Raw genomic sequence first — 16,684 nt, 5'->3', positions numbered from 1 at the left:
TTCGCGTGGCTATCCTTCCGACCGGCAAACAGGTTAGACACTGTTTTCCGGACGTATGTCGATGTGTATCCTGCTGACAGATGCGTTCACCAGTGATATTATGGTATCCCATAATATGCGGCTCGACACGTGCCACCAAGGACTGGATCGAGATCGCGCAGTTGCCACAGGTGCTGGCGGAAAGGAAGCAGCCCCATGAGCGCGTCTGAACAGCCGATGCGAGTACTCCGACCGGAGAAGACCCTGCGCGAGCTTGCCCTGGAAAAGATGCGCGACGCTATCGTCAACATGCATTTCAGGGCCGGCGAACGGCTTGTCGAACGCGACCTGTGCGACCAGCTCGGCGTCAGCCGTACGATCGTCCGTGAGGTGCTGCGGCACTTGGAATCCGAAGGCCTCGTGGCCATCCAGCAGAACCGCGGCCCGATCGTCGCCGAGACAACCCCCGAGGAGGCCCGGCAGATCTATGAGATCCGCGGCGTGCTCGAAGGTATAGCCGCCAAGGCCTGCGCCATACAAAAGGACCCCGCGGTCGTGGCCGAGCTCGAACGTATCCTTGCGCGCATCCGGGCCGCCTATGCCGCCAACGAGCTCGCGGCGGTTCTCAGCGCCACGACGGATTTCTACCGCACCCTGTTCGAGAATTCCGGCCGCCATGTCGCCTGGGGCATCGTCAATTCGATCACCGCGAGGATCAATCATCTGCGCTCCATGACGATCAAGACGCCCGACCGCGACAAGCAGGGTCCGGCCCAGATGCAGAAGATCATCGACGCGATCAAAGCCGGCGACGGCGCGGCGGCCTATGAGGCGGCAAATGTCCATGTCACGAATGCGGCGGCGATCGCCGAGGCGCTCCTGGCGGAGCAGCAAGGCGCAAAAGCACGGTAACAGGGTGTCGCCCAGAGCTGGCGCAAAATTAAAGAGGCCTCAGTTCGTTCAGACGAAATTAACTATGATGCGCACCGGTACAATTCTTGGCCGCCGGCGCCCCGTTTTGCTCGCATTCCCGCGATCATGATGGGGGATGGATAAGGCAGGCATCGCATTCATGGCGCTGATACTCGTCCTCGTCTCTCTCGTGATGAGCATCCTTGCTGTCGATCGAACGGAGGTAGAGGCGCCGCCGAACAGGGCGGCACTGGTTCCCACCAACTACCGGTGAGACATCGTTCGCGCTGGAACAACGGGGTCTCCGGGTGAGTTGCTAGGCATTGCAACGATGCCGGGAAACCTTCATGCGTCTCGTCCTGATCGCTATCATCGCGTCAGTTATCAGCATACTTGCTTTCAAATATGCCGATAATTCCCTGGGGAATGCACCAGTCGCGGCCACAGCGGAAGAACTATCTGAAGACTAAAGCGGGGCGTCCGCCGCTCAGCAGAAGACGTGGGCGGACGCAGGATCGAAGCCGAGCCAGACGCTGTCGCCGCGGCTGAGGCTGGAAATCGCCTCGTGACCGAAGGGAAGGCGGACGGCCAGCGCGTCGCCCCTGGCGGTCTCGGTTGCGACATGGATGTTGTTGCCGAGAAAGGTGATGTCGCTGATAGTGACGGGAACTGCGGTCGCGCCGCCCGGCGCCGATCGCATCAGGCGCAAGCGTTCCGGCCGCAGCATCAGCGCCGCCTTGCCGCCGGCAACCGGCTTGCCGTGCACCGGCACGTTGGGGATGACCGTCGTACCGGCGAGCGCGATCTCCGCTTTGCCGTTTGCCGCCGTCACCAGATCGCAGGGCAGGAAATCGCTGTCGCCGATGAACTCGGCGACGAAGCGGGTTGCCGGATTGGCGTAGAGTTCCGGGCCGGTGCCGATCTGGTCGATCACCCCCTTTGAAAACACGGCGATTCGGTCGGAGAGCCTGAGCGCTTCCTCCTGGTCGTGTGTGACATAGAGGATCGTCACTTCCGTCTGCTGGTGGATGCGGCGGATCTCGTGCTGGATCTCCTCGCGCAGTTTCTTGTCGAGCGCCGAAAGCGGCTCGTCCATCAGCAACACAGGAGGATCATAGGCAAGAGCCCGCGCCAGCGCGACGCGCTGCTGCTGGCCGCCGGACATCTGCGCCGGCTTGCGGTCCTCGAAGCCTTCGAGCCGCACGAGCTTCAGCATGTCGCGCACCTTGGCATCGATCTCGGCCTTCGGCAGCCGCCTGACCTTCAGGGGAAAGGCGATGTTCTCGCCGACGGTGAGATGCGGAAACAGCGTGTAGCGCTGGAACACCATGCCGATATTGCGCTTGTGCGACGGCGTCGACAGCAGCGTTTCCCCGTTGAGCAGGATGTCGCCGCGCGTCGGGGCCTCGAAGCCGGCGAGAATGTAGAGCGTCGTGCTCTTGCCTGATCCCGAAGGGCCGAGGAATGTCAGGAATTCCCCCTGCGCCACATCGAGATTGACGTCGTGAACGGCGGTTACGGGTCCATATTCCTTGCGGATGCCGCGGATTTGCAGAAAGGGTTTGCTCATGATTTCAATCCTTTGCGAACCAGGGCGACGAGCACCATCAAAAGCACGGTGAGCAGGATGAGAAGGGTGGAGGCGGCCGCAACGACCGGGGTCAGATCCTGCCGCAACGTCGCCCAGACCTTGACGGGCAGCGTCTGCAGCGTTGGGCTCGCCATGAAGATCGCCACGACCACTTCGTCCCAGGAGGTGAGGAACGAGAAGATCGCCGCCGAGAAGATGCCGTGGCTGATCGCCGGCAGCGTCACCCGGATCTTCGCCTCGAACGGGGAGGCGCCGCACAGAACGGCGGCGTCTTCGATCGATTTGTCGAACCCTTCGAGCGCATTGGTGATCGACAGGATCGAGAAGGGCAGCGCCAGCACCAGATGCGAAATGACGAAGCCGGTCAGCGTGCCATTGAGGCCGATCTGCAGGAAGAAGGCGTAGAGCGCCACGGCAAGAACGACGACGGGCAGGATCATCGGCGTCAGGAACAGCGCCTTAAGCGCTTCGCGGAACATGAAACGCCCGCGGGTCAGACCGAAGGAGGTGACGAGACCGAGCAGCACCGAAAGCACTGTCACGATGATCGCGATCTGGAAGCTCGTCCAGGCGGACTCCAGCCAGCGCGGATCGGCAAGCAGCTCCTGATACCATTTCAGCGTCCAGCCGGGCGGCGGAAAAATCAGCCATTGCGACGAGCCGAAGGAGAGCGCCGCAATGAACAGGATGGGCAAGAGCAGGAAGGCGGCTGTCAGCAAGGTGATGCCGATGAGGACCAGCTTCCACCAGCCGAGACGGTCGAAATTCAGGAGCATGTCAGCGCCCTCCCATACGGTCGGTGCCGAAGAAGCGGAGCTGCACCGCATAGAGCGCCAGCGTCACGACCAGCAACACCAGGGCCGCCGCGCCGCCCATGCCCCAATTGACGAGAGACTGGACGAACTGCGCGATGAGTTCGGCAAGCATCATGTTCGCCGTGCCGCCGAGCAGCGCCGGAGTGACGAAGTAGCCGAGCGACATCACGAAGACCATGAGCGCGCCGGCCGCCATGCCGGGCATCGCCAAGGGCAGAAGCACGCGCACGAGCGCCTGCCAGCGATTGGCGCCGCAGAGCGCCGCCGCCTGCAGGATCGCCGGATCGATCTTGCGGATGACGCCATAGAGCGGCAGGATGATGAAGGGCAGCATGATATAGGTCATCCCGATCGTCACCCCCGTCAGGTTGTTGACGAGCGGAAGCGGCTTGTCGATCAGGCCCAATGCGATGAGCATCTTGTTGATGACGCCGGTCCGCTGCAACAGCACCATCCAGGCATAGGTGCGCGCCAGCAGGTTGGTCCACATCGACAAAAGCAGGATGGCGAAGACGACAGACGCGAGGCGGCTCGGCATGATGGCGAGCGCCCAGGCGACGGGAAAGCCGATCAGCAGCGACACGAGCGTGACTAGGCCGGAAACGATGAAGGTATTTGCGAATATCCGGAGATAGGTGGATGAGCCCAGCAGTTCGGCATAGTTGCCGAGGCCCGGCACGGGCTCCGAGACGCTCCGCGCCAACAGGATGGCGACCGGCACGACGAAGAACAGGACCAGCAGGCCGAGCGCCGGCAAGGTCAGATCGAAGTCGGTGAGTCGCAGGCGATATGCAGGCGCCTTCGATCCTGGCGCCCTCGCGTCGGTGCGCGACAACATAGCTGTCTCTCCCATTTCAGCTGCGCGAGGGACCTCCTCGTGCCCTGCGCCGGATCGGCGGGGAGTACGGGCTGCGCCCTCCCCGCCTCCTTGATTTACTCTGCCTGCCAGGCGTACCAGCGCTCGCCGATTGCGTCGCGGTTCTCTGCCCAGTAGCTCATGTCGGCATTGACCTGGCTCGCTGTCTGCGCATCCGGCAATGTCTTCGCCAATTCCGGGTCCATCACCTTGGGCGAATCCAGGTTGATCGGCGCGTAGCCGGTGGCCTTGGCGAGATCGGCCTGCGCCTGAGGCGAAGTGGCAAGCGCGATGAACTGCATCGCGGCTTCCTTGTTCTTCGCGCCCTTCGGCACGACGAGGGAGTCGGCGGCGGTGATGTTCTGCTCCCAGGAGGTCTCGACATTGATGCCGCTCTGGGCAAGCGCCGTCATGCGGCCGTTCCAGAGGCTGCCGAAGGGGGCCTCGGCGGAGGCGAGGAGCTGCTGCGACTGCGCGCCGCCGGTCCACCAAATGATCTCCGGCTTGATCGTGTCGAGCTTCTTGAAGGCGCGGTCAAGATCGAGCGGATAGAGCTTGTCGGCGGGCACGCCGTCGGCAAGCAGCGCCGCCTCGATGACGCCCGGGGCCGACCACTTGTAGAAGGCGCGCTTGCCGGGGAACTTCTCGATGTCGAAGAGGTCCGCCCAGCTCTTCGGGCAGGCCTCGACCGCGTCCTTGTTGCAGCCGATGACGAAGGAATAATAGAAGCTGCCGACCGAATAGTCGGTGACGAAGCGCGGATCGAGCTTCGATTTGTCGATGACGGAGAAGTCGAGCTTTTCGAGCAGGCCGTTCTTGCCGGCCTGGGCGGCGTAGTCGCCCTCAACGTCGACGACGTCCCAGGTGACGGCGTTCGCCTCGACCATCGCCTTCAGTTTGCCGTAGTCGGTCGGCCCGTCCTGGAGGACATTGATGCCGGTCTGCTCCGTGAATTTTTCGGCCCAGGCGATTTTCTGCGCATCCTGCGTCGTGCCGCCCCAGCTCGAAAAGACAAGATCGGCGGCTGTTGCCGGCATAGCCGTTGCGATAATTGCGGCCGCAGCCGCCAAAGCGAATATCTTCTTCATGTTCCCTTGCTCCGTGACCCGGTTTTGCTTGGTTGTTCTATGACGCGCTGCCGCCTGTCGGCGAAAAGCGCGCCGCCTTCATGATCTTGTTCTCCGCGACTTCTATCAGGTCGCGTATCTTGGGGAGGAAAGCCCGCCAGTCCGGGTCTTCCATGAGCGCGGCGCGGCACCTCTCGCGATCGTCGAGGCTCCGGTAGGCCCAGATGTGGACAATCTCGTTGATCGGTCCGATCTCGGAGAAGAAATAGGCGACGAGCTCACCGAGATGCTTCTTCTGGATGGCGATGCCCTCTTCCTCGACCACCTTCAGGTAGGCGGGGATGGCGCCGTTCTTCAGCCGATAGGTGCGGATTTCGTAGAACATCGCCGTCACCGCATCACGAAAGGATCGGGGATCGGCTCGTTTGACGTCCTCAGCCACACGGTCTTCGTCCGTGTAAAGTCAAGCGCGGCCGCCATGCCGCCCTCGCGGCCGTGGCCGGAGAGCCCGAAACCGCCGAAGGGGGCGATCGGCGAGACCGCCCGGTAGGTGTTGACCCAGACGATCCCGGCGCGGATCCCTTTCATCAGGCGATGGGCGCGGGTGAGATCGCGGGTGAAGAGGCCGGCCGCAAGGCCGTAGCGGGTATTGTTGGCGGTGGCGAGCGCCTCCGCTTCGGTGTCGAAGGAAACCACCGAGAGGACCGGCCCGAAGAATTCCTCTTCGAGCGAGGGCGAAGAACTGCCGTCGCAATCGAGAATTGTCGGCCGATAGTAGTAGCCGGCGCCCTCGGCTGCCCGGCCGCCTGTGACCAATCTGGCGCCGACGGCGAGCGAGCGGTCGACGAGCGCCTCGATATGGTCTCGCTGACGGCGAGTCGCGAGTGGCCCGACCTCGGTCGCCATGTCGAGAGGGCTGCCGATCCGGACCGCCTCGGCCTTTGCCTTGAGGATGTCGAGGAAGCGGTCCTTGACGCTTGTCTCGACAATCAACCGCGAGCCGGCGACGCAGCTCTGGCCGGTCGCCGCGAAGATACCGGCGACCTGGGCATTGGCCGCACTCTCAAGATCGGCATCGGCAAAGACGATGAAGGGCGACTTGCCACCGAGCTCAAGCGAGGTCGAGGCGAGGTTCTCCGCCGAATTGCGTACCACATGACGCGCCGTCTCCGGCCCGCCGGTAAAGGCGATATGATCGACCTTCGGATGACGGCTGAGCGCCGCACCGCAGGCGGGGCCGAAGCCGGTGATGATATTGACGACGCCGGCCGGGAAGCCCGCCTCGCAGATGAGCCGGGCAAATTCAAGGAGCGGCGCCGGCCCGTCTTCCGAGGCCTTCACCACCATGGTGCAGCCGGCCGCCAGCGCCGGGCCGATCTTCACCGCCGACAGGAACAGCTGGCTGTTCCACGGCACGACCATGGCGACGACGCCGATCGGTTCGCGGCGCAGCCAGACATCCATGTCCGGCTTGTCGATCGGCAGATAGGAACCCTCGATCTTGTCGGCGATCCCGGCGTAATAGCGATAATATTCCGCGACATAGGCGATCTGCGCCGAGGTCTCGCGGATGATCTTGCCCGTGTCCCGGGTCTCCAGTTCGGCCAGTTTCTGGGCATTCTCGGCGACGAGGTCGGCAAGCTTGTAAAGAAGCTTGCCTCGCTGGGTGGCGGTCAGCTTGGACCACGGTCCCGCGTAAAGGGCCCTATGGGCCGCCTCGACAGCGCGATTGACATCGGCTTCGCGCGCTTCCGGCATCTCCGCCCAGGCGGCACCCGTCGCCGGGTCGATGCTTTCGAAGCGGGCTTCGCCGTCTGCAAATTCGCCATCGATATAGCACTGGAAGCGCTGCATGTGCCCTACTCCGCAAATGCCGGCATGACGTCGGCGATGAAGCGCTCAAGCGAGGCCTTCTTGCGCTCGAAGCTCATGCCGGTATCGATCCAGAAGGAATATTCGTCGTAACCCATCGCCTGATAGGTCTTCAGGCGGGCGATGACTTGATCGGCCGTGCCGACCGCGAGGTTCTTGCGCATCACCTCGGGCGAGATCAGCGCATTCTCAGCCATTTCCTCTTCGGAAATCGTCTTGATCAGCCCCTGCCGGATAGGCTTTTCGTTTTTGAACCAGGCGAAGAAATAGTTGTAGTAGACGCTCATCTCCCTGGCGGCCTGTTCGAGATCAGCCTCGTCCGTGCCGACATAGGCGTGCTGCAGCAGCATGATCTTCGGGCGCTTGATCTCCGGGTTCTTGGCGCAGGCCGCCTCGAAACGCTCCATCAGGCTGGCGATCTCGCCGTCGCCGTTCCAAAGCGGTGTGACCTGTACGTTGCAGCCATTGGCGACCGCGAATTCATGGCTGTTGGGATCGCGCGCCGCCACCCAGATCGGCGGATGCGGCGCCTGCATCGGCTTCGGCGCCGAGGTCGTCGACGGAAAGGTCCAGAACTCGCTCTCATGCGCGTAGTCGCCTTCCCACAGGCCCTTGATGGCGGGGATGAGCTCGCGCATCCGCTGGCCGGCGCCCCAAGCGTCCAATCCGGGGGCGAGCCGCTCGTATTCGAAACTATAGGCGCCGCGGGCAATGCCGATGTCGAGCCGACCGTCGCTGATGATGTCGGTCATCGCCGCTTCCCCGGCGAGCTTGATGGGATGCCAGAAGGGCGCAATCACCGTGCCTGTGCCGAGCCGGACATTCTTGGTGCGGCGCGCGAGATCGGCGAGGCTGAGGAAGGGATTGGGCGCGATCGTGAAGCTCATGCCATGGTGCTCACCGGTCCAGATCGCATGCATGCCGCCCTTGTCGGCGATTTCACAAAGCTGGATGAACTCGCGATAGAGGCTCTCGTCCGACTGTCCGGGATTGAGCCGCTCGAGATGCACGAAAAGCGAGAATTTCATGGGTCAGGCCTTTCTGGCATAGGGGTGAACCTTGCCCTGTTTCTCATCCCCGACGTAAACGCCGAAGTTGCCGAGCGCGCTCTCGGCGGCAAAGCGCCTCAGGAGATCGGCCGTGGCGGAGTTGTCCATCGCGTCGAGCGGCAGGTCCGCAATCGGGACGAACCGCCCCGCCTTGGTGTCGCCGGGCTCGGCAACGGCGCGGTAGACGATATGCTGGTGACCGGTCGCCTTGTTGTCGTAGACCGAGTAGAGGAAGCCGACCTCGACCGCCAATCCCGTCGCGTCCGTCAGATAATCTTGCAGCGCCGCCAGCGGCTCGCCGCCCTTGAGCTCCATCTGCGGCAGGCGCCAGCGGCCATCCGCCTCGGAAATCAACAGGACCGCGCCGTCCCGCTCGACGACGGCGGCGATCAGCGGCACACCCTCGGCGGCGGCCGAGACCGCCTTGCTGGCTAGGCCCGGCGTGATGTAGCTGCCGCGGGCGAAGCCGAGTCCGGCCATGGCGCCGTTCTCGAAGGCCTCGACGCGACCGATCAGGATGGCGTGGTCACCGGCGTCGACGATCTCGTTCGTCGAACAATCGAACCACGCGCTGACGCCCGCAAGAATCGGCGCACCATGCGGTCCATTCTTCCATTCGACCGCGGCGAAGCGGTCCTCCACCGGTTTGGCGAAGGTGTTGGAGACTGTCATCTGCTTTTCGGAGAGAACGTTGACGCCAAAACCCTTGGCCGTAGTCATCGTCGCGAAATTGCGGGAGGTTTTCGCCAGACAGACGAGCAGGAGCGGCGGATCGATGGATACAGAGGCGAAGGAGTTCGCCGTGAAACCGATGGGCCGTCCCGACGCGTCGTTCGCCGTGACCACTGTCACGCCGGTCATGAAAGAACCGAAAGCGTCGCGCAACGCGCGGGGGTCGAAAGAAGCTGTTGTCATGACTTCTCCCCTTCCTTTGAGAGCCAGTCCTCGAGGATCGCATTGACCGCGTCCGGCGCCGTCAGATTGACCATGTGGCGGTGCCCTTCGATAATCCGCGCCCAGCCGCAAAGCGCTGCGGCGGCCATGGCGCGCGCCATTTCCGGTGTTGAGTTCGGGTCCTCCGAGCCGGTCAGAAACAGGGCCGGACAACCAACCTCGGACCAGCGTGCCGCATAGATGGCATCGCCATTCGCAAAGGCGCTATAGGCCGTCGCATAGCCTTCAGGATCGACGGCCTGCAACCAGCCTCGCGTCAGTTCATAGACCGAAGCGGTTTCGCTACTGTCGCCGAACCAGCGCTTCAGCGGCCCGTCGACATCGACAGCGCCCTTGCCGATCATCTCGGCCCGGGCGACAACCGCCGCCTTCGCATCGGCATCGCGCAAGTATACGCCATTCAGAAGCGCCACCCGGCGGATGCACGCACCAAAGGTCACGGCCGCGCCACCGGCGATCAAGGCGCCCATCGAATGTCCGGCAAGACTGACGCGGTCCAGCTTGAGGTCATCAAAAAAGACACGCAGCCAGGCGACGAAATCCTCGAGCCTCGCGCCCGGATCGAGCCTGTCGCTCTTGCCATGGCCCGGCATGTCGACGGCGATGACCCGCCACCGGTCGGACAAGGCGGCGACCTGCGGTGCCCAGGCCTCGAGCCGCATGCCGACTCCGTGGATGAGGACAAGCGGTTCGCCATGGCCGGTCTCCACATAGGCGGCGCCATGCGCAGTACGCTCGCGTCTGGCACCCAGACCTGCAAATTCCGTTCGCTCTGACTGAAGCATCGTCACGGTCCAATAAAGAAACGTCAAACGCCTGCCGGGTTGGCAACGTCCTGACCGAGATCCTTCAGATCCTGATAGCGGTCGCCGATTCTGTGATGCGGACGTCCACCGACCGAGGCGCCAAGCGCAACGACGATCTCGTTTGCCGCCGGCGCATCGGGGACGGCGGTCTGGATGGTGAGATAATGGGAGCGACGCCCTTCGTCGTTCTTATCCATGAGCGGGATCATCAAGGGCGCGTTTGCCGGTCCACGCGTATTGCAGAAGGCAAGGTAGGATTTGGCGCCGACGGCCTGGCGGTAATGATTGCCGAATCGGAGCGTGTGGATCAACGCCGAGGCGTGCTCGATCTCGCCATCGAGACCGACGATGGCAGACTTGCCGTAGGCCTCGACCGCCTCGCCCGAGCCGACGGCGTCGATGATCATCTTCGTCAGCAACTCGCCGAGGACCGGGGCAGCGGCGTGAATTTCCGGCTTCAGATTGTCGACGTAGCCCGCGCCCGCCCAAGGGTTCTTCACGACGGCGATTGCCGAATAGAGCTTCAGCGGCACCGGCGCAGACTTGCCGCCTTCGACCAGTGTCGTCTCCACCTGCAGCAGGGTCTTGCGAATTTCGATGGGCATCGCCGCCTCCTTCAATATCTTATTACATAGTATGGTATGCCATAATACCGGGAAGTCAAGCGGCGTTTTTTGAAAACCTGAAAACGCGAGATGATCCAGCAGCCTGAAAAGAAAAACCCCGCTCGTTGCCGAACGGGGTCGCGTCGATTGGTGATGTTTTTTCTTGCGTCAGCCCATTCGCTCCGACGCGTAGCTCCCCGGGCTCGGCGGGAACACCACGACGCGGTTGCCGTTGATGAAGGTGCGGTGGTGGATATGGGCATGCACGGCGCGCGCCAGCACCTGGCTCTCGACGTCGCGGCCGATCGACACATAGTCCTCGGCCGACTGCGCATGGGTGATGCGGGCGATGTCCTGCTCGATGATCGGGCCTTCGTCGAGATCGGCGGTGACGTAGTGGGCCGTCGCGCCGATCAGCTTGACGCCGCGCTCATAGGCCTGCTTGTAGGGGTTGGCGCCCTTGAACGACGGCAGGAAGGAATGGTGGATGTTGATGATCCGCCCCGACATCTGCTTGCACAACGCATCCGACAGCACCTGCATGTAGCGGGCGAGCACGATCAGCTCGGCGCCGGTCTGCTCGACGAACTCCAGCAGTTGCGCCTCAGCCTTCGGCTTGTTCTCCTTCGTCACCTTGATGTGGTGGAAGGGAATGTCGTGGTTGACGACCACCTTCTGGTAATCGAAGTGATTGGAGACCACGCCGACGATGTCGATCGGCAGCGCCCCGATCTTCCAGCGGTAAAGCAGGTCGTTCAGGCAATGACCGAAACGCGACACCATCAACAGCACCTTGGTGCGCTCCGACTGGTCATGGAGCGCCGTTTCCATGGCGAATTTCTCCGCGATCGGTTTCAGCCCTTCCTCGAGTGCAGTACGGCCGACGCCCTCTTCCGAGATAAAGGAGATGCGCATGAAGAAAAGGCCGGTTTCGAGGTCGTCGAATTGCGAGCTGTCGACGATGTTGCAGCCCTGTTCGGCGAGATAGGCGGATAGCGCCGCGACGATGCCGCGGGTGGATTGGCAGGTTACCGTCAAGACATAGCTGTGCATCATTCGTCCTTAGCTGTCGCATCTTGGGGCGCTGCGCCCATCGTTTCCTTAGACCGAGCCAATTAAAGGATAATTCCTGCAGCAATTGAAAGTGCTGCAGCGACCTTTTTGCGTCTGAAACGACGCAGCGGCGCTGTCGCCATCATCTTGCGCGGAATGCCGCACGCTCCGACGTATCGATCCTGCCGAGGAATTCCTCCAACTCCATCGGCTCGATGCCGACCAGATGTGCCTTCTCCGGATAGGCACCGGAGCGGACATCCTCGGCATATTCGCGGAAGGCGGCGATACGCTCCTGCTGCAGCCGCTCGAATTCGGCGGCAAAGTCGCGATAGACCTTGGCATGGCGGGGATAATGGCCGCGGTTCTGCCCGAGCACGTCGTCGGCAAAGAGATATTGGGCATCGCATCCGGTGCCCGCTCCCATGGAGAGCATCAAGAGCGACGTGCGCTCGGAGATCGCGGCCGCCACTTCTCCGGGCACGACCTCGATCTCGGCCGCGAACGCGCCTGCCTCTTCGAGCGCCTTCACCTGGCGCCAGATCTCGAGCGCGCTCGCTGCCGTCTTGCCGACGGCGCGAAAGCCGCCGGTCCAGGTGGCCTTGGACGGGATCAGCCCCACATGGCCGCAGACAGGGATGCCTTCCTCGCGCAGTCGCTTGACCGTCGAAAGGCCGGCGGCGCAATAGACGGCATCGCCGCCCGCGCGCATCGCCTGGAACGCGCCGCGCAGATAGTCTTCGGCGGTGACAAAGTCGCCATATTCGAGGCCGGGAAAGGCAAAGACCGTCGGTGCCGCCTCGCGGAATTCGGGTCCCAGCAGCGCCGGCGGAACGGATACGAGGTCGATGCCGGCTTTTTCGGCAGCTTCCGCCTCCTCCAGCGTCACGACGCGCAGCATGGTGAGTTGCCGCTTGCCCTTGATCGACAAGAGATCGGCAACGGTCGGGCGACGGTGTTTCATGGAAATCTCCGGATGAATCTTATTAAAGGGGGCGAACTGCGGCGGCCGTCAGGCCGCCAGCAGCTTCTTCAGCTTGGTTTCGGGGGAGGAAAGCGCCGCCGGGTCGGGTCTGCTGCCGGCTGCGATCAGCATTTCGGCGAGGCGTATGTCGCGGGCGACCGCATTGCCGGGGCCGATTCCGCTTGCGGCGATCAACCGGCCTTCGCCATCGAGATGAAAGAGAATGAAGGCGCCATCCGTGAGATCGCGCCGCACCGTCGTCGCGGCGCCTTCGGCAAGGCCGGCGATCTGCAGGGTCAGCTCGTATTGATCCGACCAGAACCACGGCACGCTCGTGAGAGGCTCGCCCGCACCCGTGAGATTGGCCGCAACGAGCGTCCCCTGATCCTGAGCGTTGCGCCAGGCTTCGAGCCGCACCCGCCGCCCTTCATAGTGCGTGAGCGGAAAGGAACAGCAATCGCCGGCCGCATAGATGTCGGGGTCCGACGTCCGGAGCGTCTCGTCGACCGCGATGCCGTTTTCGATCAGAAGGCCGGCGGCCTCCGCGAGTTCGGTATTCGGGACCGCGCCAATGCCGACGACGATCAGGTCGGCGAGCCTGCTGGTGCCGTCGGCGAAAAGGACCCTTGCGCCGCCATTATCCGCCTCGAGCGCGGCGATGCGCCCGCCGCAAACGATTTCGACACCTTCTTGCCGATGTCGCTCGGCAACGACGTCCGCGATTTCCTGCGGCACGCCGCGCGATAGGACGCGCGGCAGGCCCTCGATGAGCACGACATCGGCGCCGATCTTGCGGGCGGTTGCAGCCAGTTCGAGGCCGATGAAGCCGCCGCCGACGATGGCAAGCTTTCGCCCCGGCGCAAGGGCGCCGCGGATCGCCAAGGCGTCGGCGTGGGTCCGGAGCATCCGGATGCGGGCGGCGTTTTCGCTCATGTCCGGAAGGGCGCGTGGCCGGGCGCCGGTTGCAAGCAGCAGCCTATCGTAATCGATCGCGCGGCCGCCCCCGAGCAGCACCGCCTTGCGCCGGCGGTCGATCGCCTCGACCGCGACGCCTGTCACCACGGTGATGCGCGCCTCCTCGTAGCGTTCGGGGCCGGCCACATATTTCGGCGGCTCGGCAGCGACGAGCCCGTCCTTGGACAGCGGCGGGCGCTCATAGGGGAGATGCGGCTCGGCGCCGATCAGGGTGATCTCGCCTTCAAAACCCTTTTCCCGGAGGGCAAAGGCCGCCCTTGCGCCGCATTCGCCGGCGCCGACGATAACGATATGGCTCATATTCTCCTCCCCTCGCCCCTGAACGTCAGGCCGCGGCCTCAGGAAATCGCGATAAAGACGCTGCCGGCCTCGACCTTGACCGGATAGGTCCTGAGATTGACGCAGACGGGCGCACCCTTGGCCTGGCCGGTCTTGTAGTTGAAGCGGCCGTTGTGCTTCGGACATTCGATGATGTCGTCCATCACCAGCCCGTCGGCGAGGTGGATCTGCTCATGCGTGCAGAGCCCGTCCGTGGCGAAATATTCGTCTTCGGGGCTGCGATAAACCGCGAAAGTGCGGCCTTCATGGTCGAAACGAATGACGTCTTCCTCGTCGATTTCGTCGGCCGCACAGACCTCGACCCAGTTCGAGCTCATGGTTTCCTCCATTCGATTAAGTGTTTTGATTGCCGGGTCTTCGTCGCGCTTACTCGGCGGCAACCGGCTCGCTATGAAACTCTTCGCGATAGGGTTTCGCCGTCGGCGGCAGTTCGCGCTTGAGGAAATAATCCTCGTTGCGCAGCTGCCGGAGGAAGGCCGGGATCATCTCGCGATAGCCGCTGAGGATCGACGGGTTCGCCGCCGGCAGGTCGTGCTTGATCATAGCGTGCAGCTTCGGCAGCGCGTGATAGGGCACCATCGGGAACATGTGATGCTCCACATGGTAGTTCATGTTCCAGTAGATGAAGCGGCTTACCGGATTCATGTAGACGGTGCGGCTGTTCAGCCGGTGGTCGATGACGTTGTCGGCAAGACCGCCATGCTGCAGCAGGCCGGTGAGCACGTGATGCCAGGCGCCGTAAAGCCGCGGCAGGCCGATCAGCATCAAGGGCAGTAGGGAGGCCAGAAAGATCGAAAGGCCGATGGTCGCCAGATAGATAGCGAGCCAGATGCGGGCGACGAGGATCGCCTTCGGCCGCTCCATTTCCGGAATGAAGGTCTTTTCCGCCGCGCTGATGACCCCGAAAGCGTTGCGCAGCATGTCGATCATGGCATACCAGACATCGATGAGGCCGAAGAAGTTGAGCACGAGGCGGATCAGATCCGGGGGGCGCATGACGGCGATTTCCGGGTCGCGGCCGACAATGACCGTGTCGGTATGGTGGCGCGTATGGCTCCAGCGCCAGGTCACCGGATTGCGCATGATCATGAAGCAGGCGATCTGGTAGACGGCGTCGTTCATCCACATCGTCTTGAAGGCGGTGCCGTGGCCGCATTCGTGCCAGCGGCTGTCGGAGGCCGAGCCGTAGAGGACGCCGTAGGCGAGGAAAAACGGAACGGCGAACCAGGTGCCCCAAAAATAGATGCCAAGCGCACCGAGAATAAGCATGCTGCCGAGCCAGACCGCGGTGTCCCGAATGGCCGGACCATCTTCGCGCTTCATCAGTTCCTTCATCTGCTTGCGCGGAATTTCGGTGTGGTACCACTCGGCGGCGGCGAGGCCGTTGGCCACCGCGGCTTGGGCATCGCGGCCCAGCAGGCTGTAATCTCGTTTCGTCGGACCTGTCGTCATTCCCTGCCTCCCGAAGAGCGCTTCCGATTGCGCCTTCATCTGATGCAAGGAGAATAAGTTGACTTTTGCCAGCTCTCAATGCAGTCATGATATATTCTCTCAAAACACATCATAACTGCGACCTCATTCGTGAGGTAATGCTGTCAGGGAGGCGGAGATGAGCAGCAGACCGACGATCGCGGATCTGGCGCGGGCCGCGGGGGTTAGCGTTGCGACGGTGGACCGGGTGCTGAACGGACGCCACCCGGTGCGCGAGGAAACCGCACGACGCGTCTATGACGCGGCAAAGGAAATCGGCTACCATGCCGTCGGACTGCTGCGGCAACGGGTTTTCGAGGACCTGCCGCAATACCGCCTGGGTTTTCTCCTGCAGAAGCCGCAGCAAGCCTTCTATCAGGCGGTCGCCCGGGAGATGGAGAATGCGGCGCTGTCGCTGACCAACGCGCGGGTCATCCCGCAGATCGACTTCGTCGCCAATTCGACGCCGGCAGGGATTACCGAAAAGCTCAAGACAATGGCGGCGCGCAATCAGGCAATCGCCTTCGTCGCCCCCGACTACCCGGCCGTCACTACCGCGGTCGAGGAACTGAGAGAGCGCGGCATTCCGACGTTCTCGCTGCTGTCCGATTTCGCGTCCGGCGTGCGCGAGGGCTATCTCGGTCTCAACAATCAAAAGGTTGGAAGAACCGCCGCCTGGATGATAGCCAAGGCGGCGAAACGCCCCGGCAAGGTCGCCGCGTTCATCGGCAGCCACCGCTTCCTCGGCCATGAACTGCGCGAAATCGCCTTCCGCTCCTATTTTCGCGAAAAGGCACCTGAGTTCGAAGTGCTGGACACGATGGTCAACCTCGACACCGCCGAGATTACCCACGAGGCGACACTCGACCTCCTGAAACGTCACCCCGACCTTCTCGGCTTCTACGTCTGCGGCGGCGGCATGGAGGGGGCGATTTCGGCGATCCGAGAGGAGAAGCTTGTCGGCAAGCTGCTCGTCGTCGTCAACGAGCTGACACCGGAATCGCGCGCCGCCCTAGCCGACGAAGCGGTGATCATGGCAGTCGCGACACCGGTCCAGACGCTGGCGCGTGAGACGATCAACCTGATGATTGGTGCTATCGACCGGGGCACCGCCGGCGTGCCAGGGCAGACTATCTTGCCGTTCGATATCTACACGCCGGAGAATATCTAGCTCTTAAGGGCGCGATCCTCCGATCGATATTTGCCGATTAAGTGATCTCAAGGTGACTGTTTTTCCGTCCGGTAAAAGGCTAGGAGATTACAACCAGTAGGCGAGGAAACCACCAAAACTCGGAAAACATCAGCGGATTTCTTAGTTGTATGATCCCCGCGGGGCGACGTTCCTACCGCCGCCCTGGTTTGCCTCGATCACCAGCA

At 62.9% G+C, this 16,684-nt stretch carries 18 protein-coding genes; 3 read left to right on the top strand and 15 right to left on the bottom strand.

The window, feature by feature from the left end:
* The first annotated feature begins 195 nt into the window (after positions 1-195).
* Together ATC00_RS25490 and ATC00_RS33095 are read left to right on the top strand one after the other, a co-directional pair.
* Positions 196-891: a GntR family transcriptional regulator gene (locus ATC00_RS25490; RefSeq protein ID WP_064254903.1), complete on the top strand. Its 696-nt coding sequence runs from the start codon at positions 196-198 to the stop codon at positions 889-891.
* 136 nt (positions 892-1,027) lie between these two features.
* Complete coding sequence (locus tag ATC00_RS33095; protein ID WP_153045282.1) at positions 1,028-1,165, top strand: hypothetical protein; 138 nt, start codon at positions 1,028-1,030, stop codon at positions 1,163-1,165.
* 213 nt (positions 1,166-1,378) lie between these two features.
* Here the strand turns inward: ATC00_RS33095 and ATC00_RS25485 are convergent, their stop codons facing one another.
* The 15 genes from ATC00_RS25485 to ATC00_RS25415 form a co-directional block, all read right to left on the bottom strand.
* The gene (locus ATC00_RS25485) at positions 1,379-2,461 is read right to left on the bottom strand and encodes an ABC transporter ATP-binding protein (protein ID WP_064254902.1); all 1,083 of its coding nucleotides are present in this window, start codon (positions 2,459-2,461) and stop codon (positions 1,379-1,381) included.
* A complete protein-coding gene (locus ATC00_RS25480; protein WP_064254901.1) occupies positions 2,458-3,258 on the bottom strand; it encodes an ABC transporter permease in 801 nt (266 codons plus the stop codon). Before ATC00_RS25480 ends, ATC00_RS25485 begins: the two co-directional genes overlap by 4 nt.
* Position 3,259: 1 nt before the next feature.
* Complete coding sequence (locus ATC00_RS25475) at positions 3,260-4,135, bottom strand: ABC transporter permease (protein WP_064254900.1); 876 nt, start codon at positions 4,133-4,135, stop codon at positions 3,260-3,262.
* Positions 4,136-4,230: 95 nt separating this feature from the next.
* Complete coding sequence (locus ATC00_RS25470) at positions 4,231-5,241, bottom strand: ABC transporter substrate-binding protein (protein WP_064254899.1); 1,011 nt, start codon at positions 5,239-5,241, stop codon at positions 4,231-4,233.
* Between the two features lie 37 nt (positions 5,242-5,278).
* Complete coding sequence (locus ATC00_RS25465; protein ID WP_064254898.1) at positions 5,279-5,605, bottom strand: NIPSNAP family protein; 327 nt, start codon at positions 5,603-5,605, stop codon at positions 5,279-5,281.
* Between the two features lie 5 nt (positions 5,606-5,610).
* On the bottom strand, positions 5,611-7,074 hold the full coding sequence (locus tag ATC00_RS25460; protein WP_064254897.1) for an aldehyde dehydrogenase: 1,464 nt from the start codon (positions 7,072-7,074) through the stop codon (positions 5,611-5,613).
* A gap of 5 nt (positions 7,075-7,079) precedes the next feature.
* Positions 7,080-8,120 carry an LLM class flavin-dependent oxidoreductase gene (locus tag ATC00_RS25455; RefSeq protein ID WP_064254896.1) on the bottom strand — a complete coding sequence of 347 codons (1,041 nt, stop codon included), beginning with the start codon at positions 8,118-8,120 and terminating at the stop codon, positions 7,080-7,082.
* A 3-nt stretch (positions 8,121-8,123) separates the two neighbouring features.
* A complete protein-coding gene (locus ATC00_RS25450; RefSeq protein WP_064254895.1) occupies positions 8,124-9,056 on the bottom strand; it encodes a flavin reductase in 933 nt (310 codons plus the stop codon).
* Positions 9,053-9,880, bottom strand: coding sequence for an alpha/beta fold hydrolase (locus ATC00_RS25445; protein ID WP_064254966.1), 828 nt, complete (start codon positions 9,878-9,880; stop codon positions 9,053-9,055). Before ATC00_RS25445 ends, ATC00_RS25450 begins: the two co-directional genes overlap by 4 nt.
* Before the next feature lie 23 nt (positions 9,881-9,903).
* Positions 9,904-10,506, bottom strand: a complete 603-nt coding sequence (locus ATC00_RS25440) for an amino acid synthesis family protein (RefSeq protein ID WP_037380199.1) — start codon at positions 10,504-10,506, stop codon at positions 9,904-9,906.
* 168 nt (positions 10,507-10,674) lie between these two features.
* Entirely contained in the window at positions 10,675-11,559 is an 885-nt protein-coding gene (gene purU, locus ATC00_RS25435; protein ID WP_037380733.1) for a formyltetrahydrofolate deformylase, read from the bottom strand.
* 142 nt (positions 11,560-11,701) lie between these two features.
* Positions 11,702-12,523: a 3-methyl-2-oxobutanoate hydroxymethyltransferase gene (locus ATC00_RS25430; RefSeq protein ID WP_064254894.1), complete on the bottom strand. Its 822-nt coding sequence runs from the start codon at positions 12,521-12,523 to the stop codon at positions 11,702-11,704.
* A gap of 48 nt (positions 12,524-12,571) precedes the next feature.
* Positions 12,572-13,798, bottom strand: a complete 1,227-nt coding sequence (locus tag ATC00_RS25425; protein ID WP_064254893.1) for an NAD(P)/FAD-dependent oxidoreductase — start codon at positions 13,796-13,798, stop codon at positions 12,572-12,574.
* A 38-nt stretch (positions 13,799-13,836) separates the two neighbouring features.
* On the bottom strand, positions 13,837-14,154 hold the full coding sequence (locus ATC00_RS25420) for a MocE family 2Fe-2S type ferredoxin (RefSeq protein WP_018238317.1): 318 nt from the start codon (positions 14,152-14,154) through the stop codon (positions 13,837-13,839).
* 49 nt (positions 14,155-14,203) lie between these two features.
* Positions 14,204-15,289, bottom strand: coding sequence for a fatty acid desaturase family protein (locus ATC00_RS25415; protein WP_064254965.1), 1,086 nt, complete (start codon positions 15,287-15,289; stop codon positions 14,204-14,206).
* Positions 15,290-15,446: 157 nt separating this feature from the next.
* On the opposite strand from ATC00_RS25415, the gene ATC00_RS25410 reads away from it, so the two are divergent.
* Entirely contained in the window at positions 15,447-16,478 is a 1,032-nt protein-coding gene (locus ATC00_RS25410) for a LacI family DNA-binding transcriptional regulator (protein WP_064254892.1), read from the top strand.
* Positions 16,479-16,684 lie beyond the last annotated feature (206 nt).

The sequence above is a fragment of the Sinorhizobium americanum genome (genome assembly GCF_001651855.1).
GTDB classification, from domain to species: domain Bacteria; phylum Pseudomonadota; class Alphaproteobacteria; order Rhizobiales; family Rhizobiaceae; genus Sinorhizobium; species Sinorhizobium americanum.
This window is presented reverse-complemented; position numbering and strand designations above follow the sequence as displayed.